Source organism: Actinomadura madurae, assembly GCF_047130825.1.
Taxonomy (GTDB): Bacteria; Actinomycetota; Actinomycetes; order Streptosporangiales; family Streptosporangiaceae; genus Spirillospora; species Spirillospora madurae.
Genome location: NZ_CP083237.1, coordinates 7,583,258 through 7,609,982, shown reverse-complemented (window position 1 = coordinate 7,609,982; position 26,725 = coordinate 7,583,258). Strand labels below are relative to the sequence as shown.

Genomic DNA, 26,725 nt, shown 5'->3' with positions numbered 1-26,725 from the left:
TCAGCGGGCCAGTGGCCGGGTGAGCTTCTTGCCCTCGGCGGCTGCCACGGCGACGCAGGTGACGGTCCGGTCACCCGACTTCCACGAGTCCGCGGTCGGGTAGTAGTAGGAGTTCGCGAGGCTTCCGGCGGCCGGGTCGCGGCGGAGCCGCGCCTGCGTGCGCGCCTTGCAGCCGTTGGAGGCGAGCTGCTGGAGCTGCGACTCCGGCGGCATCGCGTAGCCCTTGAGGCGGAACACCGCCGTCACCTCGCCGTCGTGCGGCTGGGTGCACGGGACGATCTTGACGCTCTCCACCTCGACCGGCTCGCTGGTCGCGGTGCCGCTGGTCGCGCCCGCGTCGTCGTTGATGCAGTTGCCGACCCGCATCTTCTGGGCGTCGACCTTCTCGGGCTTGGTCTGGGTGACCTTGGGGGTGGCGCCGCCGGTGTCGTCGCCGGAGCCGCCGCTGCCGCGCAGCGCGAACAGGGCGATGCCGACGACGATCCACAGGCAGGACAGGATGATGCCGGCGATCGCGAGTCCCCGGCCCTTGCCGCCGTTCTTGCCGATCTGGCTGAGCGAGATGACCCCGAGGATGATGCCGAGCACGCCGAGGCAGCCGAGGAGGCCGGTGACGAACGCGGCGATCGCCATGCCGTTGGTCTTGTCGGCCTTGGAGCCGTAAGGAGAGCCGTAGCCGGGTTCCACCGGCATGGGCGGGGGCGGATACGGAGCTTCGGGGCCCGGCTGCCCGGGCCCGGGGGGAGGGTAGGTCATGGGGAGCGACTGTCCCATATCGGACGGTATCGATGATCAGCCTGGGCCGGATTCCGATATTACGATTTGCTCACAGTCGCGGTGAAAACGTTTACCTCCGGGGCAGGCGTGGGCAAAGGTATCCGCCCTGCCCGCTGCGCAAGGCCGCTACACGAGGCGGCGGGCGGCGGCCCAGCGGGACAGCTCGTGCCGGTTCGACAGCTGGAGCTTCCGCAGGACGCTGCTCACGTGCGTCTCCACCGTCTTGACCGAGATGAACAGCTCCTTCGCGATCTCCTTGTAGGCGTAGCCGCGGGCGATCAGCCGCAGCACGTCCCGCTCCCGCTGCGTGATCTGGTCGAGCTCGGGATCCACCGCCGGCACGTCCGTGGCGGCGAACGCGTCCAGCACGAACCCGGCGAGGCGCGGCGAGAACACCGCGTCGCCCTCGGCCACCCGGCCGATCGCGTCCGTCAGCTCCGGCCCGGAGATCGTCTTGGTGACGTAGCCGCGCGCCCCGCCCCGCACGACGCCGATCACGTCCTCCGCCGCGTCCGACACCGACAACGCGAGGAACTTGGAGGTGACGGCGCCGTGCAGCCGCCGCAGCACCTCGATGCCCCCGCCGCCGGGCAGGTGGACGTCCAGCAGCACCACGTCCGGCCGCGTCGCGCGGATCACCGAGACCGCCTCGTCGACCTCGCCGGCCTCGCCCACGATCTCGACGCCGCCGCCCAGCTCCGCCTTCACGCCGGTCCGGAACATCTGGTGGTCGTCGACCAGCACGACCTTCTTCAACCCGTCGCTCATGCCCTCTTTATCTCCAGCCGCACTTCGGTTCCCTCGCCGGGGGCGGTACGAACGGTCGCTTTGCCGCCGTTGCGTTCCATACGTCCGATGATGGACCCCCGGACGCCCATCCGGTCCTCCGGGACCTGGTCGAGGTCGAAGCCCTTGCCCCGGTCGCGGACGAAGATGGCGATCTCGTCGCCCTCCACCTCCGCGTACACCGACACCGACGGCGCCTCGGCGTACTTGGCCGCGTTCACCATCGCCTCCCGGGCGGCCTGCAGCGCGGCGCCGAGCCGCTCGTCCAGCGCCGTGTCGCCCACGCAGACGACCTCGATCGGCACGCCGTGGTCGTCCTCGACCTCGCCCGCCGTCTCCCGGATCGCGGCGGCGAACGTCCGGTCGGGGTCGGCGCGCGGCTGGTAGAGCCAGGTCCGCAGCGTCCGCTCCTGGGAACGGGCGAGCCGCTGCACCTCGCGGGTGTCGTGCGCGTTCCGCTGGATGAGCGTCAGCGTGTGCAGCACCGAGTCGTGGATGTGCGCGGCCAGCTCGGCGCGCTCCTGGGACCGGATGCGCTCGTGCCGCTCGGCGTCCAGGTCCTGCCAGAGCCGCACCACCCACGGCGTCACGATCACCGCGACCCCGGTGAGGATGATCAGCATGGCGATGACGACCGACCGCGCCTGGTCGGCGTCCACGTTCTGCGCCACGAACCCGCCGATGCCGCCGACGACGAGGAGCAGCCCGAGCAGGCTGCGCAGCCACCGCTCGCGCAGCGGGAGCGTCCAGCGCTGCCGCTGGTCGCGGTCGGCCTGCTGCCACAGGATCGCGGCGCCGACCCCGCCGACGACGAACGGCCACAGCGCCCACCGGGCGACCCCGGCGGCGCCCCACGGCAGCGCGGCGAGGCCCAGCGCGACCGCCGTGTAGGCGAGCAACTGGCCCCAGTCGCGGCCCCGCCGCCCGGCCGGCCGGCCGGCCTTCTCCGCGGCCGGCACCAGGATCCAGAACGCGGCGTACGCGGCGACACCGAGCCCGCTCGCAATCGTGAGCAGCACGAACGCGGCCCGGACGAGGAACACGTCCACGCCGAGGTGCGCGGCCAGGCCGCGGCACACCCCGGCGACCAGCCGGCCCTCCGCGGCGCGCTCCAGCCGGAGCGGCGCGACCGGCGTCGCCCCCGGCCGCTCGGCCGTCTCCTGGCTCACCGCCGTCCTCCCCTGCGTTCTCCCACGTCATCGATCGTCACATGCCCCGGCGCGAACCGCATCAGGGAACCACCCCGGGCCCGTCTCAGGGTCCGAATCAGGGACGTCCCCGATACCCCGGGCGGGCGGGACGCGCGACGATGGCGGCATGGGCGAGGAAGAGACGGTCCGGGACGAGACGGTCCAGGAGAAGACTGTCCAGGAGAAGACGGACACGGGCTACCGGCGGCTGACGCGTGACGCCGACCGGCGGCTGATAGCCGGAGTGTGCACCGGCCTCGGCCGCTACACCGGCATCGACCCCGTCGTGTTCAGGGTGGGGTTCGCGGTCCTCGTCCTCGCGCACGGGCAGGGCGTCTGCCTCTACATCGCGGCGGCGCTGCTGATGCCGGCGAGCCCGGAGGAGTCGTCGCTCGCCGAGCAGCTCTTCAAGCGGTGGTTCGACGCGCAGGGCGTCCTGTCGATCCTCGGCGCGCTGCTCTGCGCCGGCGTCGTGTTCAGCGTGGTCGGCGGCGTCTCCACCGACGCGATCGCGCTCCTGGTCGTGTTCGGGCTGGTGCTGCTCGTCGCGCACTCGCGGGGCGTCGACCTCGTCTCCGCGGCGCGTACCGTCCCCGAACGGATCACCGGGCACCCGCCGGAGCCGTCCGCGCCCTGGGCGCGGCAGGACGGCGCGGGCGTCTCCCTCGGCAAGGACGAGCCGCGCCCGGCCGAGGCGGGCGGGCTCCCGGAGGGCATGATCGACCTCGCCGCGTACTCGGCCGCGTGGGAGGAGGCCCCCGAGCCGGTCCGGCCCGCGGCCCCCGCGAAGGGGCGGCACGGCGGCGGGCACTCGCCGGTCGCGACGATCACGCTGCTGGCCGCGATGGCCGCGGGCGCGGCGATGATCCCGGTCGCGCAGGCGTACACGGCGCCCGACTCGTGGCTGATCGTCATGGCGCCCGCCCTGGCCGTCATCGGGTGCGGCCTCGTCCTCGGCGGCTGGTTCCGGACCCGCGGCCTCGCGGCGGCCGGCACCGTGCTGACCCTCGCCATGCTGACCACGGCGGTGGCGGGCGACGCGCCGCGTAACGCCGAGTACGGGGAGATCGAGTGGCGTCCCACCGACCCCGCCCAGACGAACCAGGTCTACAAGGTCGGCGTCGGCCAGGGCGATCTCGACCTGACCGCCCTCCCGCTCGCCGCCGGGCAGCGGATCGAGATCGACGCGCGGGTCGGGCTCGGCGGGCTGGACGTCACGCTGCCGCCCACCGCCCGCGTCCTGCTGGACGCGAAGATCGGGCTCGGCGACCTGCGCGTCGACCGGCGGACGACGAGCGGGCCGAACGCCAGGGACGTCCGGACCCTGGAACCGGAGAGCGGATCGAGCGGGAACCCGCCGGTGATCGTGCTGCGGATCCGCGGCAAGCTCGGAGACGTGGACGTGCACCGTGGCTGAGGGGGACGTGGCGAAGAAGAGGTTCCGGTTCGACCCGGCCGGGCCCGTCACGGGGCTGTTCTTCCTCCTCCTCGCGGCCCTGTTCCTCGTGGACGGCCTGTCGGACGAGGACGTCCTGCCCGCGACGACGCTGATCCCCGTGGTGCTGATCGGCCTCGGGCTCGTCGGGACCGTCCGGGTGCTGACCCGCTCGCGACGCCGCGACCTGCGCTGACACGCGGGCCGTGGCACGGGCCGCACGCCCGCCCGCCTTTCCTGCCCGCCGGGAACGCCGAGTAGTGTGATCTCGACGGCAGGTGACGGAACGAGGTCGGATGTCGGGGCAGGCCGGGAACCCGGAGGGGTGCGCGGACGTGCTGCCCGGATCCCGCTCCGCGCTCGACCCCGGCCGCGCCATCAAGCCCGGACGGCACGGCCTGTCCCCCGAGACCGTCGCCGGCATCCAGCGGGAGCGCCTGATCGACGCGTTCGTCCAGATCGTGTCCGAGCGCGGCTACGCCCACACCACGATCAGCCGCGTGACCGAGGGCGCGGGCGTCACCAAGAAGACGTTCTACGCGCACTTCACCGACCTGGACGACTGCTTCCTCGCCGCCTACCGGCGCGGCATGGACATCCTGCTCGGCCGCATGACGCAGGCGTACGAGTCCGCGCCGTCCTGGCCGGAGGGGATCCACGCGGCGCTGCGCACGCTGCTCGCCGTCCTCGCCCGCGAGCCGCGGTTCGCGCGGGCGTCGCTGGTGGAGGTGAACGCGGCCGGCCCGCAGGTCCGGCGGGCGCGCATCGACAACCTCGCGCGGTTCCGCGCCTTCTTCACCGATCCGTCGCTGCCGCCCGTCCCGGTCGCGGTGGTGGACGCGATCGTCGGCGGCGTCTACAGCGCGATCCACGTCCGGATGGAGACGGACGAGACGGAGGAGCTGCCGGCGCTGCTGGCGCCGCTCACCTACTTCGCGCTGCTCCCCTTCGCCGGCCGCGAGACGGCGTCCGCGTACCTCGATCCCGCCTGACCGGCGCCTCCGGCCCCTGGACGTGCCGACGACCCCCGCCGCGGTCCGGCGGTTGACCTCCTGACCGGAAACGGCCCGAGATCATCCGGCGTCTTGACGTGAAAAACCTACGGGTTTCTAGTGGCGGTGGATCTTGTCTCGGACTCGGGGTTCCACGGTTCCCAAGGAGGCGGTGGCGATGCGCCATCGACGCAGGAAAGCCCTCTCCCTCGCCGCGGCGCTGGCGCTCGCCGCGGGCGCCCTGACCGCCGTCCCGGGCGTCGCCGCCGCCGCGGGCCCGGTCACCCAGATCGCCCTTCCGGTCCCGGACGTCGTGCCGTCCGGCCTCGCCGCCGGCCCCGGCGGGACCGTCTGGTACGCCGCGAACAGCGGCGGCATCGGCCGTGTCGACGCCGCCGGCAAGGTCACCGAGTACGCCGTCGGCCCCAACTCCAGGGACCTGCTCGGCATCCCCGACGCGATGGCCGCCGCGCCGGACGGGTCGCTCTGGTTCACCGACCTGTCCACCAGCGTCCCGCGGGTCGGCCGCGTGGACCCCGCGACCGGCGCGTCCACCCTCTACGAGCTGCCCACCACCGGCACCGTGAGCTTCCGGAACGCCCAGGTCACCGGGATCACCGCCGGACCGGACGGCGCCATGTGGTTCACCGGCCGCTACTCCGGCTCCATCGGGCGCATCGACGCGTCCGGCACCGTCACCGCCTACGCCACGGGACTCGTCCCCGTCGAGCTCACCACCGGCCCCGACCGGGCCATCTGGTTCACCACGAACGGCGGCACGATCGGCCGCCTCGACCCCGCCACCGGCGCGGTCGCGTCCTACCCGACGCCGAACGGCCGCAACGGCAGCCCCGTCATGGGCGGCATCGTCACCGGTCCCGACGGCGACCTCTGGTTCACCGAGCCCGGCGCGGGCAAGGTCGGCCGCATCGACCCCGTCACGCACGCGGTCACCGAGTACGCCACCCCCGTCGCCGACTCCATGCCCAGCGGCATCACCGCCGGCCCGGACGGCAGACTCTGGATCACCGAGATGGCCGCCAGCAACATCGCGAGCGTCGACCCGCTGTCCGGCGCGATGCGCGAGCACCCGCTGCCGGCGACGCTGTCCGCCCCCGCCCGGATCATCAGCGGACCCGGCGGGCATCTGTGGTTCACCGAGCCCGGACGCGGCCTGATCGGCCACCTCGACCCGGCCGCACCGCCCGCCGGGACCCGCAACCCCGCCGTCCCGCCCACCAGGGCCGGCAGCTCGCCCAACGGCGCGGCCCGGTTCATGAACCAGTGCCCGGCCGGGCAGATCTGCCAGACCCAGGTCACCACCGGCGGCAGCGTGAAGATCGGCTCGTTCGAGCAGGAACTGCCCGCCGGCGCCATCCGCATCACCGGCTACATCGGCGAACCGGACGAGACCGGTGACCTCGTGCTGAAACCGCCGGTCACGGGACGGCAGCTGGAGTCCGCGCCGGTCGAGGTCCCGGGCGGGCTGATCGGCCAGCTACCGCTGGTCGGCCCGATCCTCGGCAAGACCCCCGCGGCCATGTGGGACGTCAACCGGCTGACCGTCACCCAGTCGCTCGCCGGCCCGATCCACGTCTCGCTCTCCGGCGGCCTCGGCGCCAAGGCGTCCCTGAACGTCCACCTCAACAACCAACTGCTCGGCGCGACCTGCGTCATCGGCCCCATCGAGGCCGACCTCGCGCCCGCGTTCCGGACCGGCGGCCTGGCCATCAACCCGGCCATGTCGTGGGGCGCCGCGCAGATCGCGATCGACGCGCCGGTCGCCGTCCCGGCCGCCAAGGGCTGCGGCCCCTTCGGGATCCTGGACGGCGTCATCAACCAGATGATGGGGCTGCCGTCCCCCGCGTCCGAGAACTCGATGAACCTGACCGGGATCATCAGCCTCGCCGCCGGGATCAACCCGTCCAACGCGCCCGAGTCCGCGGTGCCCGGCCCGGCGGCCGAACTCCTCAAGAAGGCCCGCACCCCGGTCGCGCCCGGCGCCCTCCCGGCCGCCCCGCGCAAGGCCACCGTCCGGGTCGCCCCGCGCTGACCCCCGCGCCCGCGCGGCGGGCCCGCCCCTGGGGCCCGCCGCGCGCCCTACCTCCTGGAGGACCCATGCGCCCGGCCGTGCTCGCGCTGCCCCTGGTGCTCACGGTCTCGCTGGCCGGCTGCAGTGACTCCGAACCGCCCGCAGCGTCCTCGTCCAAGCTCACGACGGCCTCGGCCCGCCCCACACCGCCGATACTGAACGGCGTGCGGCCCGGCGCGGAGAAGAAGTCGTCGCTCGACGGCAACTGGACGGCGGGCTCCGGCTCCCGCCGGGTGGCGCTCTTCCTCTACCGGGGCGCCGCCGCCCTGAACGCGCCCGGCTTCTGCACCGGGACGGTCGACGCGTCCGGCAAGATCAAGCTGACCTGCGCGAACGGTTCCCGCGACCGGCTCACCGGCCACGCCGAGCTGCGCTCGGGAAAGCTCGTGGTCAGCTGGACGGGAGGTCGCCGGGACGTGCTCCACCGGCGTGCAGGCTGACCGCGAACGCCGGACCCGGGTTCGTCACCGCGTGCGGCCCGCCGTGCACCCGCACCCGGTTGGCCCGCAGCGCCCGCTCGGTGACGCCCCGCCCGGTGATCGTCACCGCCGCCAGCTCACCCGCGATCAGCGTGCTGACCTGGCCGTGCACCGTCCCGCCGGGACCGGGCGGCCAGGTGGTCAGCCACGCCTCCCCGTCGAGCGGCACATGCACCGGCCCGGCGGCGTCGAAGCGGACGAGCCCCCACCACTCGCCGGGACGTCCGGCCAGCTCGCGGACACGGGCGGCGAGCTGCCCGACGGTCGGCGGGCTGACGATGGTCGCGCGGCCGTGCGGATCGTCCTGGCCACGCATGGTGAGATCGGGAACCACGGAAAGAAGTCCTTCGTGTACGTGTGTCGGCCGGTATGAACTGAGGTCAGCGACAACACGAAGGACACAGCGCGCTGGCCACGCGGCGCAGGGCCACGGGGCTGTCGGTCGACACGCGCTTCGTCACGGAGACAAGAAGACACTCCGTAACCGACCCTTGTCAAGCCGATCACCCAGAGTCCACCGGACGTCCGCCCGGCGTGGAGAGCATGCGCGCGGGTATGGATCGAGTGAACGGAGCGCCCATGGACCGTCGGACCGTACTGCGCGGTGGCCTCGTCATGACCGGTGGGGCGACGTTCTCCCTGCTCGGCGACCGTCCCGGCGGCGCCGCCCTGCTGCGCCGCGACCGCCCGAACCTCACCCACGGCGTCCAGAGCGGCGATGTCACGGCCCGCGAGGCCGTGGTGTGGGCGCGCTCGGACCGGCCCGCCCGGATGCTGGTCGAGGTGAGCCGCCGCCCCGACTTCCGGCACGCCCGTACCGTGCGCGGCCCGATCATGACGCCGGACACCGACCTCACCGGCAAGACACTGCTGCGCGGCCTGCCCCCTGGCGAGGACCTGCACTACCGGGTCCGCCTGGCCGGCCTGGACCGGGAGCTGACCTCCGAGCCGGTCACCGGCCGGCTCCGCACCGCGCCCCACGACCGCCGGGACATCCGCTTCGTCTGGTCCGGCGACCTCGCCGGCCAGGGCTGGGGCATCAACCCCGACCTCGGCGGCTACCGCATCTTCAAGGCCATGACCACCGCCGACCCCGACTTCTTCCTGTGCAGCGGCGACCTCGTCTACTCCGACGGCCCGCTCAGCGAGACGGTGACCCTGCCGGACGGCCGCGTCTGGCGGAACATCGTCACGCAGGAGAAGTCTGCCGTCGCCCAGACGCTCGCCGAATTCCGCGGCCAGTTCCGCTACAACCTGGAGGACGCCGGTTTCCGGGCGTTCAACGCGCGCGTCCCCATGCTCTACCAGTGGGACGACCACGAAACCGTGAACAACTGGTACCCCGGCGAGATCCTCGACCTCCCGCAGTACACCGAGAAACGGGTGGACGTCCTAGCGCAACGCTCACGTCAGGCGGTCTTCGAGTACACGCCCATACGCACCGCCCGCTCCGGACGCATGTACCGGCGAATCTCCTACGGCCCGCTCCTGGACGTCTTCATGCTCGACATGCGGACGTACAAGACCCCGAACGACGCGAACACCTCCCCCACCCAGAAGAACGGCCTCCTCGGCGCCGAACAACTGACCTGGCTGAAGCAGGAACTGCGCCGTTCCCGGGCGACCTGGAAGATCATCGCGGCCGATATGCCGATCGGGCTGATCGTCCCGGACGGCACCGCGCAGGAGAGCGCCGCCCAAGGCGACGACGGCGCCCCGCTGGGCCGCGAGCGCGAGATCGCCGACCTGCTCTCCTACGCGCGGCGGCACCGTGTCCGGAACATGGTGTGGCTGACGGCCGACGTCCACTACACGGCCGCCCACTACTACGACCCGGCGAAGGCGTCCTTCACCGACTTCGACCCCTTCTGGGAGTTCGTGTCGGGTCCCCTGAACGCCGGCGCCTTCGGCCCCAACGAGCTCGACGGCACGTTCGGCCCGCAGCTCAGGTTCGTCAAGGCGCCGCCCCGCGCCAACACGTCCCCGGCCGAGGGCCACCAGTTCTTCGGCGAGGTCCGGATCGACGGGCGCACCGAGGCCCTGACCGTCCACCTACGGGACCTGGACGGCGCGATCCTCCACACCGAGACCCTCGATCCGCGCCGGATCAGCGGCTGAGGACCAGATACGCGATCCAGGTGAGCACCAGAGTCACGAGCATCGATCCGAAGCACCCCAACCTGGACGAGAAGAAGAGGAACATACGGCGGGCTCTACCCCCTAACCACCGGAAATCGCCTGCGTGCACTCGCTGGGCCCCCGCCTCGTCCGGCGTCTTACCTGGTGGAGAGGGTGTCGGGGTCCAAGGGTGTGTTTTAGGGCGAAAACCGGAGAAGTAAGGGGTCGGCCCATTACGGTCGGTTGGGAGCCGCCCACGGAACGGAACGGAAGGGACGGCAAAGGCCGACGCTCCCGGAGGAGCACATGACCCCCCAAAACAGAACAGACGCGACAGAAGCCACTCATATGGACGAAGTGGACGTCCACCCCGACGTCCACCGGGCCACCGAACCCGACGAGGAGCAGATCCTCAGGGAGCTCTACGGCGAGCCCGACGCCGACGGGATCTTTCGTGGGGAGGGTTCCGGATGAGCGCGGCCGGAATGATCGCCGAGGCCCGCAAGTCGCTCGGCATGTCAGGCCGCCCGAACACCATCACCAAGGAGTACGCCTCCAGGCACGGAGACGAGTTCCTCCGAGCGGCCTGGTGCGACATGGCCGTCACCTACTGGGCGCGCCACAGCGGCAACCACGACGCCGTCTGCCTGGGCAAGGACTACGCCTACACGGTCTGGCATGCGGAAGCGTTCCAGAAGGCCGGACGCTGGCACAGCGGGACGACCGCCAGTGTGAATCAGGCCAAGCCCGGGGACATCGTGTTCTTCGACTGGGGTGCCACCAACAACGTGGGCGCCATCGACCACGTCGGCGTCGTCGAGAAGGTGCTCGGCGGGGGGCGGCTGCAGACCATCGAGGGCAACACCGGCGACGCGGTGAAGCGGCGCGTCCGGGACTCCGGTGTGATCGCCGGCTACGGCAGGCCCGCCTACGGCGGGGGCAACTGGACGGAGGACATGGTGAAGAAGCTCCCCGAGCTGAGCAAGGGCGACACCGGCGAGCACGTCGAGAGCGTGCAGGGGCTGCTGCTGGCCCGCAGCCACCCCGAGGTGAGCATGACCGGCAAGTTCGACGACGCCACTGAGAAGGCCGTGAAGGCGGTCCAGCGGTGGGGCGGCGTCGACGACGACGGCATCGTCGGCGCGAAGACCTGGCCTGTTCTACTCCGCGTCCACTAGCGCCCATCAGTGCCCCAGACGTCGGTAAACAAACCGCGTCTGGGGCTAGTACGGGATTCAACAGCGGAATAGGTTCGTAGGGTCGCCTTCCACGGAGGTGGCCCCGATGACGTGGCCGGATTCGCGCGCCCCGCCCAGGGGACGTCTCTCCAAGTCCACCCCGAGACGTCCCTGGGAGAAAACGCATGCCACGTATTCGTGTCGAGGTCGACGGAGCGACGTACGAGGACGACGTCGAACCGCGCCTCCTTCTCGTCCAATACCTGCGCGAACGGCTGGGGAAGGTCGGAACCCCGGTCGGGTGCGACACCAGCAACTGCGGAGCCTGCACCGTCCTGATGGACGGGCTGAGCGTGAAGAGCTGCTCCGTCTTCGCCGTCCAGGCCGACGGCCGTGACGTGACGACCGTCGAGGGCCTCGGCGTCGACGGCACCCCGCACCCGATGCAGCGGGCCTTCCACGAGGAGCACGCGCTCCAGTGCGGCTACTGCACGCCGGGCATGATCATGGCGTCGCTCGACCTGCTGCGGGAGAACGCCGACCCGTCCGAGGAGGAGGTCCGGGAGGGCCTCGAAGGCAATCTGTGCAGGTGCACCGGCTACCAGAACATCGTCAAGGCCGTCCGGCGCGCGGCGAGCGAGATGCGCGAGCCGGGCCGGCAGGAGGTGACGCCGTGACCGTGCAGGAGGTAGGCAGCCCGCGGAAGCGGTCGGAGGACGCCCGGCTCATCACCGGCCGGACGCGGTGGACCGACAACATGACCCCGGCGGGGACGCTGCACGTGGCGTTCCTGCGCAGCCCGTACGCGCACGCCCGGATCACCGGTGTGGACACCGGCCCGGCGAAGGAGCGTCCCGGCGTGGTCGGGGTGTTCAGCGGGCGGGACTTCGCCGACGAGCAGGGGTCGCTGCCCTGCGCGTGGGTCGTGACGGAGGACATGAGGCTGCCGGACCATCCGCCGATGGCGGTGGACGAGGTCCGCTACGTCGGTGAGCCGGTGGCGTGCGTCGTGGCCCGGGACAGGGCCGCGGCGGTCGACGCCCTGGAGGAGATCGACGTCGACTACGAGCCGCTGCCCGCCGTGGTGGACATGGAGGCGGCGATCGCCGACGGCGCCGATCTGGTGCACGACGGTCTGGGCACGAACAAGTCCTACACGTGGGTGTTCGAGAACGGGGATCTCGACGCCGCGATGACGGACGCGCCGGTCGTGATCGAGCGCCGCTACATCCAGCAGAGGCTGATCCCGACGGCGATGGAGCCGCGGTCGGTCCTGTGCGTCCCCGAAGGGGACGAGTTCACGCTGTACTCGGCCACGCAGATCCCGCACATCCTGCGGCTGATGCTGGCCACGGTCACCGGGATCCCCGAGCACCGGCTCCGGGTCGTCGCACCGGACGTCGGCGGCGGCTTCGGCTCCAAGCTGCAGGTGTACGGGGAGGAGGTCCTGGCGCTGCTGCTGGCGCGCAGGCTCGGCCGTCCCGTCAAGTGGACCGAGACGCGCAGCGAAGGCAACATGACCGTCCACCACGGGCGCGACCAGATCCAGCGGATCACGCTCGCGGCGGAGCAGGACGGCCGGATCCGCGGCCTGAAGGTGGATCTGCTGGCCGACATGGGCGCGTACCTGATGCTGGTCACTCCCGGCATCCCGCTGCTGGGCGCGTTCATGTTCAACGGCATCTACAAGATGGACGCGCTGTCGTTCACCTGCACGGGGGTCTTCACGACGAAGACGCCCACGGACGCGTACCGGGGCGCCGGGCGTCCGGAGGCCACGTTCGCGATCGAGCGGGTCATGGACGAGCTCGCCGCCGAGCTGGGGCTCGACCCCATCGAGGTGCGGCGCCGCAACTGGATCGAGCACGAGGAGTTCCCGTACGAGACGATCGCGGGTCTCACGTACGACTCGGGCAACTACGAGGCGGCGACGGGAAAGGCGCTGGAGCTGTTCGAGTACGACAAGCTGCGCGCGGAGCAGGCGGACCGGCGGGAACGGCAGGATCCGGTGCAGCTGGGCATCGGGGTGTCCACGTTCACGGAGATGTGCGGTCTCGCTCCGTCCCGCGTCCTGGGCTCGCTGTCGTACGGTGCCGGCGGCTGGGAGCACGCCGCCGTCCGCGTGCTGCCTTCGGGCAAGGTCGAGGTGGTCACCGGCTCGTCCGCGCACGGGCAGGGCCATGAGACGGCGTGGGCGCAGATCACCGCCGACCGGCTGGGCGTGCCGTTCGAGGACGTGAAGGTCCTGCACGGCGACACGGCGATATCCCACAAGGGGATGGACACCTACGGTTCGCGTTCGCTGGCCGTGGGCGGTGTCGCGCTGTTCTCGGCCTGCGAGAAGGTGGTCGACAAGGCCAAGAAGGTGGCCGCGCATCTGCTGGAGGCCTCCGAACAGGACCTTGAGTTCAGCGGCGGGCGGTTCAGCGTCCGCGGCGTCCAGGAGGAGGGCAAGACGCTGCAGGAGGTCGCGCTGGCCGCGTTCGCCGCGCACGACCTGCCCGACGGCATCGAGCCCTCGCTGGACTCCGACGCCACGTTCGACCCGGACAACTTCTCCTTCCCGCACGGCACGCACCTGTGCGCGGCAGAGGTCGACACCGAGACCGGGATGGTGAAGCTCCGCAAGTACGTGGCGGTGGACGACGTCGGCAAGGTCGTCAACCCGCTGATCGTGGAGGGGCAGGTGCACGGCGGGCTCGCGCAGGGCATCGCGCAGGCCCTCTACGAGGAGGCGGTGTACGACGCGGAGGGCAACCTCACGACGACGACCATGGCCGACTACCTGGTCCCGTCGGCGGCGGACCTGCCCGCGTTCACGACCGACCGGACGGAGACGCCGGCGACGTCCAACCCGATGGGCGTGAAGGGCGTCGGCGAGGCGGGCACGATCGCCTCGACGCCGGCGGTCGTCAACGCGATCGTGGACGCGCTGCGGCCGTTCGGCGTGCACGACGTGCCGATGCCGTGCTCGCCCGAACGCGTGTGGCGCGCGCTGCACGCGGAGGAGAAGCCCGCCGCGGCCGAACCCGGCGCGGGCGGCGGGCTCGGTTCGGCCGGAGGTGCCCAGTGATCCCCGCGACGTTCGACTATGTCCGTCCCGCCTCGGTGGACGACGCCTGCCGGGCGCTGACCGACGCGGGCGAGGACGCGAAGGTGCTGGCCGGCGGGCAGAGCCTGATGCCGCTGCTGCGGCTGCGGCTCGCCTACCCGGACGCCCTGATCGACCTGGACCGGGTGGACGGCCTCCGGGAGATCCGCGACGAGGGCGACGCGGTCGTCATCGGCGCGATGGCGACGCACCACCAGGTGATCCGTGATCCGCTGGTGCGCGAGCACGCGCCGCTGATCGCGCGGGCGACGGAGACGGTCGCCGACCCGGCCGTCCGGCACCGCGGGACGTTCGGCGGGTCGCTGGCCCACGCCGATCCGGCGGCCGACCTTCCGGCGGTCGCGCTGGCGCTGGACGCGGTGCTGCTCGTCCGGTCCGTGCGCGGGGAGCGGGAGATCCCGGCGTCGGAGTTCTTCGTCGACTGGATGACGTCGGCGATGGAGCCGGACGAGCTGCTCGTCGGCGTGCGCGTGCCGAAGATGGGCGCGGGCTGGGGCGTGCACTACGAGAAGTTCCACCGGACGGCGCAGGCGTGGGCGATCATCGGTGTCGCGTGCGCGGTCCGCCGCGACGGCGACGGGATCGAGGAGGCGCGCGTCGGGTTGACCAACATGGGTCCGAAGCCGGTGCGGGCCGACGCGGTCGAGACCGCCGTCCGGGGCGGGGCCGCGTCGGAGGACGCGTTCCGCACGGCCGCGGCGCAGGCGGCGGCCGGCACGGAACCGCCCACCGACCTGCACGGGTCGTCGGAGTACCGGGCGCATCTGGCGACGGTCCTCACGGCGCGGGCGCTCGCCGCCGCCGCCGCGGGCTGACCTCTCGCACGGCACGGTCGTGCGGCCGGATCCCGCGGTTCGCGGGCGTCCGGCCGCATGGCCGGCGCGCCGCCGGGTACGGGCCGTCGGGATCCCCACTGGCGGCGCGACGGGGGGCCACCGTAGGGTCGCGGCAGGGTCCGCGGACGATAAGGACATTTGATCATGGAACTCGACCACGATTTCACCGTCCCCGTTCCGGTCGATCAGGCCTGGCAGGTGCTGCTCGACGTGGAGCGCGTCGCGGCGTGCATGCCGGGGGCGACCCTCGACTCGGCCGAGGGCGAGGAGTTCGCCGGGCGGATGAAGGTGAAGGTCGGCGCGATGACCATCACCTACCGCGGCACCGCGCGCATCGTCTCGGCGGACGAGTCCGCCCGCGTGGTGACGATGGAGGCGTCCGGCAAGGAGGCCCGCGGGTCGGGGACGGCGGCGGCGACCGTCCAGGCGAGGCTGCACGAGGAGGACGGCACGACGCGCGTGACCGTCCACACGAAGCTGAACGTGACGGGCCGGCCGGCGCAGTTCGGCCGCAACATCCTGTCGGAGGTCGGTTCCAAGGTCATCGACCGGTTCGCGAAGTCGCTGGCGGCCGAGCTGGAGACCTCGGGCGAGGATCGCGGGGCGGCGCCCGCCGAGGCTCCTGCGGAGGCTCCCGCCGAAGCCCCGGCGGCGGCCCCTGAGAGCCCCGCCGAGGCCGCGAAGCCGGAGGAGTCCGAGACCGGGACGGCGTCCGCGAAGCCGGAGGAGTCCGCGGACAAGCCCGGACCGGCCAAGGCGGCGCCCGCGCGGCCGCCGCTCCACGTGGCGACCAAGGACGACGCGATCGACCTGCTGGAGGTCGCGGGGCCGTCGGTCGCCAAGCGCGCGGTGCCGGCGCTGGGCGGCCTGATCGCGGTGCTGCTGGCCTTCCGTTTCCTGCGGCGGCGGAAGAAGGGCTGACCTCCGCGGAGACCGGCCGGTACCGGCCCCGGGTCAAACCGGGGTCAACGATCCGTGCGCGTTCGGCGGCGGTGGTGGAACGCGCCGCCGCCGATGCCGTCGGCTTGTCCTGTGGACACCATCGACCTTCAGCGGATCGCGCGGATCGAGGACGGCAACTGGTGGTACCGCGAGCGCCGGGAGATGCTGTCCGCGGAGCTGCTGCGTTTCAGCGTGCCCGGGACGGGCGTCGACATCGGGGCCGGGTCGGGTTCCTGCTGCCGGGTACTGATGCGGCACGGCTGGCGGGCGACCGGGATCGACCTGAGCCCGGAGGCCGTGGTGCTGGCCCGCGCGTCCGGCGTGGAGGCCTACGAGGGTGACGCGCGGTACCTGCCGCTCCCGCCGTGCGAGTACGACCTGGCGCTGGCGCTGGACGTGCTCGAACACGTGGAGGACGACGCGCGGGCGGCCGCGGAGATCGTGCGGGTGCTGCGGCCGGGAGGGACCGCCCTGGTGTCCGTGCCGTGCGACATGGCCCTGTGGTCGGCGCATGACGTGTCGCTCGGACGGGTGCGCCGCTACACCCGCCGCACGCTCGCCGAGCTGATGGAGGGTGCCGGGCTCGTGCTGGAGCGCGTGTGGAGCAGGGGCGTCCTGCATCGGCCGTTCCTGCGCCTGCTCAGGAACCGGACGGCGCGGGGAGAGGACCTGGCTCCCCTGCACCCGCTCGCCAACGAGGCCCTGCGCCTGTCCGCCGCGCTGGAACGGCGGCTGCCGGTCTCGTCGTGGCCGGGCGCGTGGCTGTTCGCGCGGGCCCGCCGTCCGGGCTGAGACGGCGCGCCTAGAACGCGCCGCTCAGGACGCGCCGCTCAGGACGCACCGCTCAGGACGCACCGCCTAGGACGCGCCGAAGAGGCGGTCGACCGCCCTGGACGCCGCCTGGCCGTCGTCGTGCGGGCAGTACTTCACGAAGAAGCGGTCGTAGGCGTCCGCGTAGTCCTGCTCGCCGCCGGGCGCGGCCCTGACCGCCTCGGCCACCTGCGCGGACGTCCGCACGACCGGCCCGGGGGCTTCGGCCTCCAGGTCGAAGTACATGCCGCGCAGGTGGTCCCGGTACCACTCCAGGTCGTAGGTGTAGAGGACGATCGGGCGGCCCAGAACGGCGTAGTCGAACATCGCGGACGAGTAATCCGTGATGAGCACGTCGGCCGCCATGTACAGCTCGGCCATGTCGGGGTAGCGGGACACGTCGATGGCGAAGCCGCCGGCCTGGTCCGTGGCGATACGGTCCCGGTCGGTGACGTGGTGGTGGGTCCGCAGGAGAAGGACGTGATCCTTGCCCAGGGCCTGCTGCATGGTCTCCACGTCCAGTTCCAGGGAGAACCCGCGCCTGCCGTCAGGGTGGCACCGGTCGTCCCGCCATGTCGGCGCGTAGAGGACGACCTTCTTCCTCTGGGGGATGCCCAGGCGCTTGCGGATGCGCGTCCCGATGCGCTCCCACTCGGGTGTGCTGAGGATGTCGTTGCGGGGATATCCCGTCTCCAGGACCTCACCGTCGTACTTGAACGCGCGCCGCATGACCTGGGTGGCGTACGGGCTCGGAGACAGCAGGAGGTCCCATCGCGGCACCTCCCGTTCCATCCAGTCCAGGCGCTCGGCGCGCTGGTACGGCATGTCCCGCAGGTCGTAGGCGAGACGCTTCAGCGGGGTGCCGTGCCATGTCTGGAGGTAGGTCTGCCCCTCCCGCTTGACGTACCAGGACGGCAATCCCTGGTTGGTGACGATGTACCGGGCGCGCGCCAGGACGCGGTAGTGCTCGCGGCTTCCCGCCAGGACGGTCTGAGCCTTCCCGTCGACCGCGAACTGGCCGTCCTGGGAGACCCACACGCATTCCAGATCGGTCTCGCGACGGTTCAGCTCTTCGTAGATGGCCCGCGGGCTGCAGCTGTACTGCGAGCCGTTGTAGCTGTCGAACACGGCGATGTCCGACAGGGGGCTCCGCAGATAGACGGGATAGTCGCGCTGCTGGAGGAGCACCTGTGCGTGGCCGCCCGCCTCGTCTTCCTCAAGGGCAGGGCGGCTTTCCAGGGTCAGGGCGTCGACCTGGTGGACGCCGACCGCGAAGTCGTGCGTGCCGAGGCGCCGCGGGCCGGGGAGGTCGGGGATGGCCTCACGCGCGACGACGACGGCCACCTCGCCGGCACTCGTGCGCGCCACCAGGTCCCAGGTGCCGCTGCTCAGCGGCAGGTCCGTCCCGAACACGGCCATCGTGGACGGCGTGACCGCCGCGGTGAAGCGGTCCTCCTCCCACGTGACCGGGACGCGGTGCTCGTCGCCCGACCGGCGCCGCCGCAGGACGAGGCGGTCGGGACGGGTTCGAGGGTCGCTGAAGTCTCCGCTCAGCGTGAGCCGGCCGTTCTCGTCCCACTCCGCGCCCGTGACGACCGGGCGGCGGCTTCGCTCCACACCGCGCAGGTTCCCGAAGGCGGTGCGGGTGAGGGCGAACTCCCGGCCGCGTCCCGCACGGTCGGGCAGCGCGTACCGGGCGACCTTGACGTTCCTCGCGACGGCGAGCCTCAGCGGGCCTCCCTCGCCGGTCAGCCGGATGTCCCAGTCGACGGCGTCGCGCAGGTGCGCGCGGTAGGGCGCGGGGCCGCCCTCGCCGCGCCCCTCCCCGTCCGGGACGGAGCCGAGGAACTCCAAGGGCAGCTTCGCGGTGAAGTCGAACCCGGTGCCCTCCGCCATGCGCAGGACGGCCGACTGCCGCAGCGTCACCTCGCCCCGGACCTCGGGCCCCCCGTGGCGGCGCTGCGCCACCATGGCGGCTCCGGCGCCGAGCGCGCGCCGCGTCCATCCGGTCAGCACCAGCGTGCCGTCCTCGCAGCGGATGCGGGTGACGACGGCCTTGGCGCGCTTGACGTGGACGACGAACCCGTCGTCGTCACCGGCGGCCGGTTGGACGGCCACGTGCTCGTCCACCTGCCGAGGCGCCGTCCAGCGCACGGCCGGCGCCATCGCGGTCAGGCGCCGGGACGCCCTGCGCCCGGCCGTCGTCACCTCGGCGAACAGCTCGTAGGTGGCCGTCCGCCACTCGTCGCCGTCCAGCAGGTAGTCGGGCTCCACCCGCACGGTGAACCCCGACCAGTCGTAGGAGACGCCGGACTGGCCGGAGCGCGCCGTGACCTCCGGCCGGCGGCTCCGCTCCACGGGCAGCCTGATCTCCTTGCCGGTCCGCACGTCGCGCATCCAGACGCGGATCCGGGAGTCCGCCGCCGACGACACGTCCAGCCGGTCGAAGTGGGCGTGGCCTTCGACGATGAGCGTGTCGACGTCCCACTCGACGCGGTCGACGTCCGCCCACAGGGCGAGTTCGTCGGTGACGTCGTACACGTCCTCCGGGACGCCCCTCTCCGCGTCGTCGAAGAAGGGGTAGCGGGCGTACCAGCGCGGGCGGAGGCGGCCCCGTGACACGAGCGGGACGTCCCGCGGCCCGTTCTCCTCGAAGCGCAGCACCTCCAGCAGCTCGGGCAGCATGCGCTCGCCGAGCAGGTACGTCTCCAGCCTCCTGAGCGCCTCCAGCCCGGCCGCGGGGGAACGCCCGGCGTCGGCGACGACCTCGGCCCCCAGCTCGACCAGGCGCTCCCGCTCCTCCCACGTGGCGGCGGGCAGGGCGAGCATGAGTTCACGCACGTCCAGGTCCAGGGCGTACGTGTCGTAGATGGGGAGGAGGTCCGGTGCGTGCTCGCGGACGAAATCCCGCACGCTCGCCAGGGTCGCCATCCGCTGGGTGATGTCCGCCGGGCCGGGACGCAGCCGTGTCGCCGTCCCCGGACGGTCCCGCCAGAAGTAGACGGTCGCGTCGAGCACGTCCACGGCGGAGGCCAGCACCTGTGTCTGCACGGCGACCAGCGCGTCTTGGCCGTTCCCGAGTTCGAACCCGTGCGCGTCCCAGAACGAGCGCCGGTAGACCTTGTTCCAGACCATCCTGTCTTGCAGCAGGGACGGGTGACCGGTCACGTGCGTCGACTTCACCGTCTGCGCGTAGGCGTCCCCATGGAGCGGCGACTGCCACACCTGTTCCCCGTCCAGGCACATGACGTTTCCGCCCGCGAGGTCCGATCCGGTCGAGTCCAGCGTCCCGGCCAGCAGCTCGCAGGCATACGGCGGCAGCGCGTCCTCACCGTCGGCGAACGCGAGGTAGCGGCCCTTCGCCTCCTCGACACCGGCGTCGACGGCGGCCGTGCCGGGACCGGGCTGGACGAGCGTGAAGCGGTCGTCGCGCGCGGCGAAGTCCTTGGCGAGGACCGTTCCGCCGTCGCCCGACCCGTCGTCCACCATGAGCACCTCGACGTCGCGCAGCGTCTGCGCGGCGAGCGACTCCAGGCACTCCGCCAGCCGGCCATCGGTGGTGTGGAAGGGGACGACGATGCTTACCTGCGGGGACACGAGCGGCTCCGTGGTGGGGTTCTCAGGGGTTGGTCGGTGGTCATCGGGGCGGCTGGAGGACCCGGTCGAGCACCCGGGCGGCGGCGTGGCCGTCGTCGTGCGGGCAGTACCGGGCGGCGAACGCGGCGCGGGCGTCCCGGTATCCGGCCTCCAGAGCGGCCGGCTCGCCCAGCGCCTCGACGACCTCCTGTGCGGTCCGCAGCAGCGGGCCCGGGGCCTCCGCGTCGAAGTCGAAGTAGAAGCCGCGCACGTGGTCGCGGTAGCGCTCCAGGTCGTAGGTGAAGAACACCATCGGGCGGCCGGTGACGGCGAAGTCGAACATGGACGAGGAGTAGTCCGTGACGAGCACGTCGGTGATGAGGAACAGCTCGGAGATGTCGGGGTAGACCGAGACGTCCATGACGCAGTCGCCCGGCTTGAGCCTCGGCCGGTCGGTGACGAGGTAGTGCGTCCGGAGGAGCAGGACGTGGTCGCGGCCCAGCGCGGCCCTGAACCGGTCGATGTCGAACTCCAGACGGAAGGCTCGCTTGCCGACCGCGTGGTGGAAGTCGTCCCGCCACGTCGGCGCGTACAGGACGACCCGCTTGCCCTCCGGGATGCCGAGGCGCCGGCGCACCGCCGCGGCTATCTCCTCCTGGTGCGGGCTGCGCAGGATGTCGTTGCGCGGGTAGCCGCTTTCGAAGACGTCCCCGTCGTAGTTGAACGCGCGCCGGAACAGCGGCACCGAGAACGCGTTCTGGGCGAGCAGGAGGTCCCAGCGGGAAACGTCGTACTCCATCCAGTCGACGCCCTCGGCGCGCTTGTAGGGCATCTTCTTGACGTCGTAGCCGAGCTTCTTCAAAGGCGTCCCGTGCCAGCACTGCACGTACGTCTGGTCGTCGCGTTTGGAGAACCACTCCTTCTGCGACCAGTTGCCGAAGACGTAGCGCGCGCGGGCGAGCGCCTCGTAGTGCTCGCGCGTACCTGCCAGGACGGTCCGGGCACCCGCCGGCTTACCGAACTGGCCGTTCTCGGTGACCCACACGCATTCCAGGTCGGTTTCGCGGCGTCGAAGCTCGTCGTAGATGCCGCGTGGGTTGCACGAGTACTGGCGTCCCCGGTACGCGTCGAACACGGCGAGTTCACGGACGGGCAGGTTCAGATGGCGCCGGTAGTGCCCGGAACGTATCCGCGCCTGCGCGTAGGCTCCGCGCTCGTCGTCGTCCAGGGCCGTCTCTACCCGGAGCACCAGTTGGTCGGTCTTCTGGGCCCGGACGGTGATCCGGTGAAGGCCCGCCTCGTACGGCTCGGGCACGTCGCGCAGGGTTTGCCGTCTGAGGACGACGGGTTGTTCCTGGCCGCCGACGACGGCGAGGGCGTCCCAGGTACCGGCGACCAGCGGCCGGGACAGGCCGAGCACCGGCATGCGCGCGGGCGAGAACTTCGCCGTGAAACGCTCGCCGTCCCAGGCCAGGGGAACGATGTGCTCCTCGCATGACCGCCTCCGGCGGAGCGTCAGCGACTCCGGCCGTCCGACGCGGTCCACGCATGTGCCCGCCAGGTGCAGGGCACCGTCGGGCGACCAGAACACCTCGTCGACGGCGAGGACGCGTCCGCGGACGACGATCCGCAGCGTGCTGCGCCGCGTCCTGGCGATCTCGAGTTCCCCGCCGGGGACCGGGAACGCCGTGCCCGCCGGATGCTCGTCCAGGTACGGCCGGACCCCGTCCGGCAGGAAGACCTCCCAGTCGCCCTGCCGCCGCGCCAGCCCCGCGACCGGCAGCCTCGCCCGGAAACCGCCGCCGGCCGGGTCGACCGGGCCGGTCACCGTGGCCCGCCCCGCCCTCGGGGTGGCGGTGACCCGCGGCTCGCCGCCCAGCGGGGCGCGGCTCCAGCCGTCCAGCCACAGCTCGCCGCCCTCCAGATGGCAGCCGACGACCGCCGCCGGCGTGGGCCGGACCTGGATCACGAACCGGTGCCGCGCGGCGACGCCCTGGACGAGCACGTCCGGCGCGCACTCCTGGTCGTCCGGCCACTGCCGCGCGGTGAGCCGCGGGTTGGAGAACGTGGACCGGCGCCGCAGGCCCCGGTTGACGATCTCCACGCACGGGACCCAGTCGACCTCCCGCCAGCGTCCGAACATCCTCAGCGCGGACGGGTCGATCTCCGCGACGAACCCGGACCAGTCGTAGGACACCGCCGACTGCCGCGACCGGGCGGTCACGTCCGGCCTCCGGACCCGCCTGACCGGCACGCGCATGATGCCCCGCTTGTTCGCCGCCACCAGCCACAGCCGGATGCGCGACCCGTCCTCAGTGGAGGAGTCCAGGTGCCGGATGTAGGCGTGGCCCTCGACGCGGAGCCGCCCGTCCACCCACGTGGCCCCGTCGATCGCCGCCACCGGCCTCAGCTCGTCGGTCACGTCGTACACGTGCGACGGGACGGCCCGCTCCTCGTCCTCGAAGAACGGGAACTCCGCGTACCAGCGATGCCGCAGGCCGCGCCGCACCCTCGGCGCGTCCGCCGTCTTGCGCAGGTGCGCGAAGCGCAGGACCTCCAGCAGCTCTGGAAGCATCTCCCGGCACAGCAGGTGCAGTTGCAGGCGCGTCATCGCCGGCTGGCGCTTCAGGACGCGGGGGCTGATGTCTCCCGCCAGTTCCGCACCCATGGCGACGAGTTCTTCGCGGTGCTCGACGTGCGTCCGGGGGAGCGCCTCGAACAGGACGCGGAGCTCGATCGGGACGAGGGCGTGCTCGTCGTATGCGTTCAGAAGCTGGGGCGCGTAGCCGGCCAGACCGTCCCGGACGGCCTGTGCCGACCGCATCCGCTGGCTGATGTTGTCCCAGTCGTAGCGGTCCTCTGTGATGGACCCGGGCCGCTTGCGCCAGTAGTAGACCGTCTCGCTCAGGACGTCCACGGACCGTGCCAGGGCGTGGGCGCGCGCGGTGACTGGAGGGTCCTCGTAGAAGCCCGGGGGGAATTCCAGGCCGGAGCTGTTCCAAAAGTCACGCCGGTAGACCTTGTTCCACGGCGTACGGTCACGCATGAGCAGCGGCATGGACGACACATGCGTCCTCGAACGCGACTCCTCGAAGACACCTTCGTGCAGGACCGACTGCCACGTCCTGTCCTCGTCCATCCGCTGGACGTTCCCGGAGGCGAGGTCGGACCCCGTCCGCTCCAGCGACCCGACCAGCCGCGCGTAGGCCTCGCGGTCCACGACGTCGTCGGCGTCGGCGAACGCCAGGTACTCGCCCTTCGCCTGCCGCACCCCGGCGTTGCGGGCGGGTCCCGGCCCCTCGTGCTCCCGGGCGACGAGGCGGAACCGCGGGTCGCGGGCGCACAGCTCCTTGGCGATCACCGCGCCGTTGTCGGTGGACCCGTCGTCCACCAGGACCACCTCAAGGTCGCGCAGCGTCTGGCCCGCCAGCGATTCCAGGCATTCCCGGAAGTACTCCTCGGTGTTGTGGAACGGCACGACGACGCTGAGCTTCGGGGACATGGGGCCTCCTCCTCGCCCCACAGAGCATGGTGACGTTACGCCATCACCTGAACACGCATCGCGATTGCCAGGCCGTCCCCTGACGCAGACTTGACCTCACCTGGCGGCCGTTGACCGGCGCATGAAGGTCGGGGGCCCCGGACGCTCAGGGAATCGGCAGCCGGTCCGGATGCGGGATCGGCGCCCCGGGATCGGCGACCCTGCGCGTGAACGTGCCGTGGAAACCGAAGGGAAGATGGTGCTTCAAGTGAAGCGTGGCTACGTTCTCCAGGTCCCGGGTGTCCAGGATGCTGAGCTGCGAGCGATGCTCTGCGGCGAGGTAGACCACGGCCAGCAGCCACCCATCGTCCTCAGCGGAATCGGTCGTGCGCGGGACGAAGATGGGTTCTCCCACGAACGTGTGCGGCCCCATCCCATGGACCTCGGTCCGGCCGTTGTCGTTGTCGACCTTCAGGACGCTGTCGTACTCGCCGCCGGCTCCCGTGCGCCCGGTCATGTAGGTGTAGCGGTGCCGGCGCGTGGACCGCCGCCAGTCGTACTGCGGGAACTCACCGGGCCGCTCGGACAGCTGCGTCTCGACCACCCGCCCGGCGGGGGTGATCCGGTACCGCATGAGCCTGCTGGGCGGCGGGTCCGTGAAGCGCGTCCGGAACTCGGACAGGTCACGCCTGACCGCGGCGAAGTCCTCCAGCAGCACCAGGTCGACGACGGTGTCGCCGCCGTCCTCGAACGCGTTCGCGACGTGGACGTGGACGAGCGCCTCATGCTCCACGATCCGCGCGGGGCCGCCGTCGCGCGGCACGAGCACGAAGCGCGTCCCCTTCTCCGGACGGTGCTGGATCGCGTCGAAGACGGGCGCGCCGCTCATCATGGTGCGCAGGTCGAACATGTACGGGTCCAGGACGAACACCATGTGGCGGGTCGTGAGCGCCACATCGTGGTTCCACGGCATGTTCAGCATCCGGACCTTGGCGAGCCGCCGCATCCGGCCGCGCCGGTCGACCCTCCAGCAGTTCAGGGCGGGCAGCGGGGCGAGATCCTGGCCGAAGTTGAACATCTCGCCCGTCGCCGGATCCCACTTGGGGTGGGCGGAGAAGGACTTGAGCGCGCCGCGCAGCCGTCCGCCGAAGTCGTACAGGCCGAGGGTCTCCAGGGTGTCGGGGTCGAGGCGGTGCGGGGGGCCGCCCTCCCACAGGGCCAGCAGCCGGCCGGCGTGCATCGCCACCCCCGTGTTCGCGACGTTCGCGGGCCCCTTCCCCTTGGCGAAGTTGGCCCAGAGACCGCCCGGGAGGGCCGTCCCCACGCCGGGGCCGCGCAGGTCGCCGGAGACCAGGCCGTGCTTGAACTGGCCCGTCCGGACGTAGCGGTTGCGGAACCGCACCGACCGCCCGTCGAAGGCGAACTGCGAGACCATCCCGTCGCCGTCGAACAGGTGGTGCATCAGCGTCCGCCCGACCTCCCACTTCCCCGGGCCGATCCGGTACAGGGTCCCGGTCAGGCCGGCCGGGAGCGCCCCGTCGATCGCGTCGATGACGTAGTCGTGCTCGTGCATGAGGGGGGCGAAGATCTGCCCCATGTCCGGCGTGGTGGTGGGCAGGGACATGGCCGTCTCCAACTGGCTACACCTGTTTCCAGAAACGTAGATTCTGGAAACAGGTGCGTCAAGATTGTCGGGTGAGTCCCCGCCCCTACGGCGGCGTCACCGCCGACCGCCGCCGCGCCGGCCGCCGCGCCGCGCTCCTGGAAGCCGCCCTCGACCTGCTCGGCACGGAGGGCGTCCAGGGCACGTCCCTGCGCGCGGTCTGCGCGCGCGCCGGCCTCAACCCCCGCTACTTCTACGAGAGTTACGCCGACCTGGACGCGCTGCTGGCCGACGTCCACGACCGCATCGTGACCGAGGTCGCCGACGCCGCCGCTCAGGGAGTGGCCGCCGCCGGACCGGACGCCGACCTGCGCACCACCGTCCGCTCCGCCGCGATGGCCGCCCTGGACCTGGGCCGCGCCGACCCGCGCAAGGTCCGCGTCGTCCTCATCGAAGCGGCCGCCAGCCCCGTCCTGCGCGCGCGCCGGCAGGCCGCCCGCCGCCGGTACACGCGCCTCGTCATCGACTACGCCCGGCAGTTCTACGACATCCCGCCCGCCGCCGGGGCCCGCATGCACTTCGCCGCGACGATGCTGGTGGCCGGCTGGGGCGAGAACCTCATCGCCTGGCTGGACGGCGAGTTCGACACCACCCCGTCCGCGCTGGCCGACATGTTCGCCGACGCCGCCGAAGCCCTCGCCACCCATGCCGCCGATCGCGCACGACCAACCTGACGTCCGGGCACTTCTCAGTCGGAGGGGATCTCCAGGTTGGAGAAGTACGGCTCCGTGAAGGGAAGGTCCTCGGCCAGCCAATGGCGCAGGGCACGGTAGAGGCCGCTGTAGTGGCCGGCCTTGTAGGCCGAGGGCGTCACCCACCAACTCACGTCCACGTCGTACTTCGCCAGCTCTTCGGACAGCGGGGTGCGCCGTCCCATGGGATACAGGTAGCAGCAGCCGAGGTAAGCACCGGCGACGTCGTACACGGCATAGGCGAAGGAGTCGCCCTCCCGGAACTCGCACTCGTGCCACACGAGGTCGACGAAATTGAACTCCTCGGTGACCTTCTCCACCGGCCAGGAGCCGCCACGGGTCCGGCGGATGATGTCGATGCTCGCATTGATGCCGCGCACGTCATCGGCCAGATCGGCACGCGACAGCGCCCTGGCGACGATGTCGCCGTGGGTCAGCCGTGTGGGCACGGCGAAACCGGGCGGCACGGACAGTTTCCTGACGAGCTGGCCGTAGTCCATGGCGTTCCTCCTCGGGCGGCGGACGGCGGGCCGGCGGTCACCGGCTCGTCGAGCGTGCCGCCCGCG

General features: G+C 71.9%; 22 protein-coding genes. 14 read left to right on the top strand and 8 right to left on the bottom strand.

Annotated features, from left to right (window positions below; all coding sequences use genetic code 11):
• From K8Z49_RS35135 to K8Z49_RS35125, 3 genes are all read right to left on the bottom strand, one after another.
• Positions 1-756 carry a DUF4190 domain-containing protein gene (locus K8Z49_RS35135; protein ID WP_177287868.1) on the bottom strand — a complete coding sequence of 252 codons (756 nt, stop codon included), beginning with the start codon at positions 754-756 and terminating at the stop codon, positions 1-3.
• A gap of 147 nt (positions 757-903) precedes the next feature.
• Positions 904-1,545: a LuxR C-terminal-related transcriptional regulator gene (locus tag K8Z49_RS35130; protein ID WP_412516191.1), complete on the bottom strand. Its 642-nt coding sequence runs from the start codon at positions 1,543-1,545 to the stop codon at positions 904-906.
• Complete coding sequence (locus K8Z49_RS35125) at positions 1,542-2,732, bottom strand: ATP-binding protein (RefSeq protein ID WP_024934159.1); 1,191 nt, start codon at positions 2,730-2,732, stop codon at positions 1,542-1,544. Before K8Z49_RS35125 ends, K8Z49_RS35130 begins: the two co-directional genes overlap by 4 nt.
• 148 nt (positions 2,733-2,880) lie before the next feature.
• Between K8Z49_RS35125 and K8Z49_RS35120 the strand changes: the two genes are divergently transcribed.
• The 5 genes from K8Z49_RS35120 (at position 2,881) to K8Z49_RS35100 (ending at position 7,712) form a co-directional block, all read left to right on the top strand.
• Positions 2,881-4,170 (top strand): PspC domain-containing protein, encoded by a 1,290-nt coding sequence (locus K8Z49_RS35120; protein ID WP_412516190.1) that lies wholly within the window; start codon positions 2,881-2,883, stop codon positions 4,168-4,170.
• Positions 4,163-4,384 (top strand): hypothetical protein, encoded by a 222-nt coding sequence (locus K8Z49_RS35115; protein ID WP_244938760.1) that lies wholly within the window; start codon positions 4,163-4,165, stop codon positions 4,382-4,384. Before K8Z49_RS35120 ends, K8Z49_RS35115 begins: the two co-directional genes overlap by 8 nt.
• Before the next feature lie 100 nt (positions 4,385-4,484).
• Entirely contained in the window at positions 4,485-5,180 is a 696-nt protein-coding gene (locus K8Z49_RS35110; protein WP_412516189.1) for a TetR/AcrR family transcriptional regulator, read from the top strand.
• Positions 5,181-5,358: 178 nt separating this feature from the next.
• Complete coding sequence (locus tag K8Z49_RS35105; RefSeq protein WP_412516188.1) at positions 5,359-7,233, top strand: hypothetical protein; 1,875 nt, start codon at positions 5,359-5,361, stop codon at positions 7,231-7,233.
• A 65-nt stretch (positions 7,234-7,298) separates the two neighbouring features.
• Entirely contained in the window at positions 7,299-7,712 is a 414-nt protein-coding gene (locus K8Z49_RS35100) for a hypothetical protein (protein WP_412516187.1), read from the top strand.
• Here K8Z49_RS35100 and K8Z49_RS35095 read toward each other — a convergent pair.
• Positions 7,663-8,085 carry a cysteine dioxygenase gene (locus tag K8Z49_RS35095; RefSeq protein WP_075023869.1) on the bottom strand — a complete coding sequence of 141 codons (423 nt, stop codon included), beginning with the start codon at positions 8,083-8,085 and terminating at the stop codon, positions 7,663-7,665. The two genes, K8Z49_RS35100 and K8Z49_RS35095, sit on opposite strands and share 50 nt — an antisense overlap.
• Positions 8,086-8,330: 245 nt before the next feature.
• Between K8Z49_RS35095 and K8Z49_RS35090 the strand changes: the two genes are divergently transcribed.
• The 8 genes from K8Z49_RS35090 to K8Z49_RS35055 all read left to right on the top strand — a co-directional run bounded on the left by K8Z49_RS35090 (position 8,331) and on the right by K8Z49_RS35055 (position 16,729).
• On the top strand, positions 8,331-9,869 hold the full coding sequence (locus tag K8Z49_RS35090) for an alkaline phosphatase D family protein (RefSeq protein ID WP_412516186.1): 1,539 nt from the start codon (positions 8,331-8,333) through the stop codon (positions 9,867-9,869).
• Between the two features lie 348 nt (positions 9,870-10,217).
• Positions 10,218-10,343: a hypothetical protein gene (locus K8Z49_RS35085; protein WP_021594081.1), complete on the top strand. Its 126-nt coding sequence runs from the start codon at positions 10,218-10,220 to the stop codon at positions 10,341-10,343.
• Entirely contained in the window at positions 10,340-11,047 is a 708-nt protein-coding gene (locus K8Z49_RS35080; protein ID WP_021594082.1) for a CHAP domain-containing protein, read from the top strand. Before K8Z49_RS35085 ends, K8Z49_RS35080 begins: the two co-directional genes overlap by 4 nt.
• Positions 11,048-11,232: 185 nt before the next feature.
• Positions 11,233-11,724 (top strand): (2Fe-2S)-binding protein, encoded by a 492-nt coding sequence (locus K8Z49_RS35075; RefSeq protein WP_021594083.1) that lies wholly within the window; start codon positions 11,233-11,235, stop codon positions 11,722-11,724.
• The gene (locus K8Z49_RS35070) at positions 11,721-14,120 is read left to right on the top strand and encodes a xanthine dehydrogenase family protein molybdopterin-binding subunit (protein WP_111832374.1); all 2,400 of its coding nucleotides are present in this window, start codon (positions 11,721-11,723) and stop codon (positions 14,118-14,120) included. The genes K8Z49_RS35075 and K8Z49_RS35070 overlap by 4 nt, the downstream gene beginning before the upstream one ends.
• On the top strand, positions 14,117-14,974 hold the full coding sequence (locus K8Z49_RS35065; RefSeq protein WP_412516185.1) for an FAD binding domain-containing protein: 858 nt from the start codon (positions 14,117-14,119) through the stop codon (positions 14,972-14,974). Before K8Z49_RS35070 ends, K8Z49_RS35065 begins: the two co-directional genes overlap by 4 nt.
• 165 nt (positions 14,975-15,139) lie before the next feature.
• Positions 15,140-15,916 carry an SRPBCC family protein gene (locus K8Z49_RS35060; RefSeq protein ID WP_412516184.1) on the top strand — a complete coding sequence of 259 codons (777 nt, stop codon included), beginning with the start codon at positions 15,140-15,142 and terminating at the stop codon, positions 15,914-15,916.
• A gap of 111 nt (positions 15,917-16,027) precedes the next feature.
• Entirely contained in the window at positions 16,028-16,729 is a 702-nt protein-coding gene (locus K8Z49_RS35055) for a class I SAM-dependent methyltransferase (RefSeq protein WP_412516183.1), read from the top strand.
• A 66-nt stretch (positions 16,730-16,795) separates the two neighbouring features.
• Here the strand turns inward: K8Z49_RS35055 and K8Z49_RS35050 are convergent, their stop codons facing one another.
• The 3 genes from K8Z49_RS35050 to K8Z49_RS35040 form a co-directional block, all read right to left on the bottom strand.
• Positions 16,796-20,344, bottom strand: coding sequence for a CDP-glycerol glycerophosphotransferase family protein (locus K8Z49_RS35050; RefSeq protein ID WP_412516182.1), 3,549 nt, complete (start codon positions 20,342-20,344; stop codon positions 16,796-16,798).
• Positions 20,345-20,384: 40 nt separating this feature from the next.
• Positions 20,385-23,825 carry a CDP-glycerol glycerophosphotransferase family protein gene (locus tag K8Z49_RS35045; protein ID WP_412516181.1) on the bottom strand — a complete coding sequence of 1,147 codons (3,441 nt, stop codon included), beginning with the start codon at positions 23,823-23,825 and terminating at the stop codon, positions 20,385-20,387.
• Positions 23,826-23,970: 145 nt separating this feature from the next.
• Positions 23,971-25,428, bottom strand: a complete 1,458-nt coding sequence (locus tag K8Z49_RS35040) for a carotenoid oxygenase family protein (protein WP_412516180.1) — start codon at positions 25,426-25,428, stop codon at positions 23,971-23,973.
• 71 nt (positions 25,429-25,499) lie between these two features.
• Here K8Z49_RS35040 and K8Z49_RS35035 point away from each other — a divergent pair, with 71 nt between their 5' ends.
• Positions 25,500-26,141 carry a TetR/AcrR family transcriptional regulator gene (locus tag K8Z49_RS35035; RefSeq protein ID WP_075023876.1) on the top strand — a complete coding sequence of 214 codons (642 nt, stop codon included), beginning with the start codon at positions 25,500-25,502 and terminating at the stop codon, positions 26,139-26,141.
• 14 nt (positions 26,142-26,155) lie between these two features.
• Here K8Z49_RS35035 and K8Z49_RS35030 read toward each other — a convergent pair whose 3' ends face one another.
• Complete coding sequence (locus tag K8Z49_RS35030) at positions 26,156-26,659, bottom strand: GNAT family N-acetyltransferase (protein WP_075023877.1); 504 nt, start codon at positions 26,657-26,659, stop codon at positions 26,156-26,158.
• Between the last annotated feature and the right edge of the window lie 66 nt (positions 26,660-26,725).

Excerpts from the sequence above, each read along its gene's own strand:
- K8Z49_RS35030 (WP_075023877.1), bottom strand. The coding sequence starts at position 26,659 with ATGGACTACGGCCAGCTCGTCAGGAAACTGTCCGTGCCGCCCGGTTTC.
- K8Z49_RS35090 (WP_412516186.1), top strand. The coding sequence starts at position 8,331 with ATGGACCGTCGGACCGTACTGCGCGGTGGCCTCGTCATGACCGGTGGG.
- K8Z49_RS35100 (WP_412516187.1), top strand. The coding sequence starts at position 7,299 with ATGCGCCCGGCCGTGCTCGCGCTGCCCCTGGTGCTCACGGTCTCGCTG.
- K8Z49_RS35085 (WP_021594081.1), top strand. The coding sequence starts at position 10,218 with ATGGACGAAGTGGACGTCCACCCCGACGTCCACCGGGCCACCGAACCC.
- K8Z49_RS35040 (WP_412516180.1), bottom strand. The coding sequence starts at position 25,428 with ATGTCCCTGCCCACCACCACGCCGGACATGGGGCAGATCTTCGCCCCC.
- K8Z49_RS35105 (WP_412516188.1), top strand. The coding sequence starts at position 5,359 with ATGCGCCATCGACGCAGGAAAGCCCTCTCCCTCGCCGCGGCGCTGGCG.
- K8Z49_RS35045 (WP_412516181.1), bottom strand. The coding sequence starts at position 23,825 with ATGTCCCCGAAGCTCAGCGTCGTCGTGCCGTTCCACAACACCGAGGAG.
- K8Z49_RS35120 (WP_412516190.1), top strand. The coding sequence starts at position 2,881 with ATGGGCGAGGAAGAGACGGTCCGGGACGAGACGGTCCAGGAGAAGACT.
- K8Z49_RS35060 (WP_412516184.1), top strand. The coding sequence starts at position 15,140 with ATGGAACTCGACCACGATTTCACCGTCCCCGTTCCGGTCGATCAGGCC.
- K8Z49_RS35080 (WP_021594082.1), top strand. The coding sequence starts at position 10,340 with ATGAGCGCGGCCGGAATGATCGCCGAGGCCCGCAAGTCGCTCGGCATG.
- K8Z49_RS35110 (WP_412516189.1), top strand. The coding sequence starts at position 4,485 with ATGTCGGGGCAGGCCGGGAACCCGGAGGGGTGCGCGGACGTGCTGCCC.
- K8Z49_RS35135 (WP_177287868.1), bottom strand. The coding sequence starts at position 756 with ATGACCTACCCTCCCCCCGGGCCCGGGCAGCCGGGCCCCGAAGCTCCG.
- K8Z49_RS35075 (WP_021594083.1), top strand. The coding sequence starts at position 11,233 with ATGCCACGTATTCGTGTCGAGGTCGACGGAGCGACGTACGAGGACGAC.
- K8Z49_RS35130 (WP_412516191.1), bottom strand. The coding sequence starts at position 1,545 with ATGAGCGACGGGTTGAAGAAGGTCGTGCTGGTCGACGACCACCAGATG.